The organism is Streptomyces sp. FH025, from assembly GCF_017427025.1.
In the GTDB taxonomy this organism is placed as follows: domain Bacteria; phylum Actinomycetota; class Actinomycetes; order Streptomycetales; family Streptomycetaceae; genus Kitasatospora.
Genome location: NZ_JAFLNG010000847.1, coordinates 1 through 2,895, shown reverse-complemented (window position 1 = coordinate 2,895; position 2,895 = coordinate 1). Strand labels below are relative to the sequence as shown.

At 75.8% G+C, this 2,895-nt stretch carries 2 protein-coding genes; both read left to right on the top strand.

Annotated elements, in window-relative coordinates:
• Nucleotides 1-180: 180 nt before the first annotated feature.
• A complete protein-coding gene (locus tag J0670_RS34710) occupies nt 181-1,350 on the top strand; it encodes an exonuclease SbcCD subunit D (protein ID WP_207816418.1) in 1,170 nt (389 codons plus the stop codon).
• Nucleotides 1,347-2,895: AAA family ATPase (locus J0670_RS34705; protein WP_207816417.1), on the top strand; the 1,549-nt coding region annotated here is incomplete at its 3' end. The genes J0670_RS34710 and J0670_RS34705, both read left to right, overlap by 4 nt.

The following is a 2,895-nucleotide window of genomic DNA, read 5'->3' as shown; positions in this document are numbered from 1 at the left end:
GCTCCCGCACAGCCATGTGTCCTCCCGTTCACTCGCTCGGCACCGGGCGGCGCCGACGCCACGGAACATACACAGAGCCACTGACAATCGACCCCGAGTAATCGAACACCTCGTCCCCGGAGCCCCTGTGGCCCCTGATCCCGGCGGGATTGTCAGTGCCGGGCGCTATGGTCGGGGACCATGCGACTGCTGCATACCTCCGACTGGCATCTCGGCCGTTCGTTCCACCGGGAGAGCCTGCACGACGCCCAGCGCGCCTTCCTGGACCACCTGGTGGACGTGGTCCGGTCCGAGGGCGTGGACGCCGTGCTGGTCGCCGGGGACGTCTACGACCGGGCGCTGCCCGGACTGGACGCGGTCGCGCTGTTCGACGACGTGCTGCACCGGCTGGCGGACCTAGACGTCCCGACGGTCTTCATCAGCGGGAACCACGACTCGGCGCGCCGCCTCGGGGTCGGCGCCGGGCTGATCGGCCGGGCCGGGATCCACCTGCGGACCGACCCGGGCGAGTGCGCCGTGCCCGTCCTGCTGGCGGACGAGCACGGGCCGGTCGCGGTGTACGGGCTGCCGTACCTGGAGCCGACGCTGGTGCGCGAGCGGTTCGGGCTGGCCAAGGGCGGGCACGCGGCGGTGCTCGGCGCGGCGATGGAGCAGGTCCGGGCCGACCTGGCGGCGCGCCCGGAGGGCACGAGGGCGGTGGTGCTGGCGCACGCCTTCGTCACCGGCGGCAAGGAGACCGACAGCGAACGGGACATCGCGGTCGGCGGGGTCGCCTCCGTCCCCGCCTCGGTCTTCGACGGGGTGCACTACGCGGCGCTCGGCCACCTGCACGGCTGCCAGACCCTCGCCCCGCACCTGCGCTACAGCGGCTCCCCGCTGGCCTACTCCTTCTCCGAGGTGCGCCAGCGCAAGACCATGTGGCTGGTCGACCTCGCGGCCGACGGCTCGGTGGCCGCCGAGCGGATCGACTGTCCGCAGCCGCGCCCGCTCGCCACCCTGCGCGACACGCTGGACGCGCTTCTCACCAAGGAGGAGTACGCCGAGCACGAGCAGTCCTGGGTGCAGGCCACGCTCACCGACGCGGCCCGCCCGAGCGAGCCGATGGAGAAGCTGCGCCGCCGCTTCCCGCACACCCTTCAGCTGCTGTTCGACCCCGAGGAGAGCGAGGCCGAGCCGACCCGGTCGTACGCGGCCCGGGTCAGCGGCCGCGAGGACCTGGAGATCGCCGAGGGCTTCCTGCGGCACGTCCGCCCGGGCGCCGAACCGGAGCCGGACGAGCTCGGCTGGCTGCGCGAGGGCTTCGAGCGCGTCCGGGAGACCACCGACCGGAAGGCGGACCTGCCCCGATGAGGCTGCACCGGCTCACCGTCACCGCCTTCGGCCCGTTCGCGGGCAGCGAGACGGTGGACTTCGACACGCTCGCCGCCGGCGGGCTGTTCCTGCTGCGCGGCGCGACCGGCGCGGGCAAGAGCAGCGTGCTGGACGCGGTCTGCTTCGCCCTGTACGGCGAGACGCCGAACGCCCGCCGGGCCAACCGGCTGCGCAGCGACCACGCCGATCCCAGGCGGCTGACCGAGGTGCGGCTGGAGCTGACGCTGGGCGGGCGGCGGCTGCAGATCACCCGGCTGCCCGAGCAGCGCCGGCCGAAGAAGGTCGGCACCGGCACCACCGTCGAGCGGCCACAGACCCTGCTGCGCGAGTGGGCCTCCGACGCGGGCGACGGCACGCCCGGCTGGCGGCCGGTCAGCAAGTCGCACCAGGAGGCCGGGGAGGAGATCCACCGGCTGATCGGCATGAGCCGGGAGCAGTTCTGCCAGGTGGTGCTGCTGCCGCAGGGTGACTTCGCCCGCTTCCTCAAGGCCGACTCGGAGGAGCGCGGAAAGCTGCTGCGGCGGTTGTTCGACACCGAGCGCTACGGGCTGGTCGAGGCCTGGCTGGCCGAGCAGCGGCGTGCTCAGGAGTCCGCCGTCCAGGCAGGTCGGCGCCGACTGCGCGACCTCGCCAGCAAGGCCGAGCAGGCGGCCGGGCCCGGCGCCGAGCCGGCCGACGGCTGGGTGCCGACGGAGGACGGCGACGACGGCCTGACCGCCGGAGTGCTCGGCTGGGCGGCGGTCCTGCGCAGCGGCGCCGCCGAACAGCTCGCCGTGGCGGAGGCCGCGCTCGCGGGTGCCGAGGCCGCGCAGCGCACCGCTCAGGAGAGCCGGGCGGCCGCCGAGGAGCTGGCCGGCCGGCAGCGCCGGCACCGGGAGGCACTGGCCGAGGCCGAGCGACTGGCCGGGTTCGAGCAGGCAGCGGCACGGGAGCGGCGGCGGCTGGCCGCCGCGCAGGAGGCCGTCGGGGTGGAGTCCGCACTGCGGCTGCGGGACGGCGCGGCCGAGGCCCTCGGGCGCGCCCGGGAGGCGGAGCACCGGCGCCGGGAGGCGCTCTCCCGGGCGGACGGCGAGGGGCGCGCGCTCGCCGGGGCCGACGCCGCCGGGCTGGCCGAGGCCGAGCTGCGGCTGCGGGCCGAGGTGGTCCGGCTGGAGGCGGCCCGGGTGGAGGAGCGGCGCTGCGCCGAACTCGCCCGCGAGCAGGGCTCCCTGGTCGGGGAGCGCCGCGGAGCCGAGGAGCTGGCCGAGGAGGCCGAGGACTGGCTGTCCGAATTCGACGGCGAGCTGGGCCGGCTGGAGGAGGAACAGTCCCGGGCCCGGGTGGCGAGTGCCCGGGTCGAGCAGCTGGACGGCCAGCGGAACGAGTTGACCACCCGCCTGGACGCGGCCCGGGAGCGCGACGGGCTGCGGGCCGAGCTGGAGACCGCCGAGCCCCGGGTGGTCGGGCTGCGCACCGCCGCGCTGGACGCCCGTGAGCACAGCCTGGATCTGCGCGACCGGCGGCTGGCGGGCATGGCCGCCGAGC

What these genes read in the sequence shown, in the direction of transcription:
- J0670_RS34710 (WP_207816418.1), top strand. Translation starts at nt 181, where the DNA reads ATGCGACTGCTGCATACCTCCGACTGGCATCTCGGCCGTTCGTTCCAC.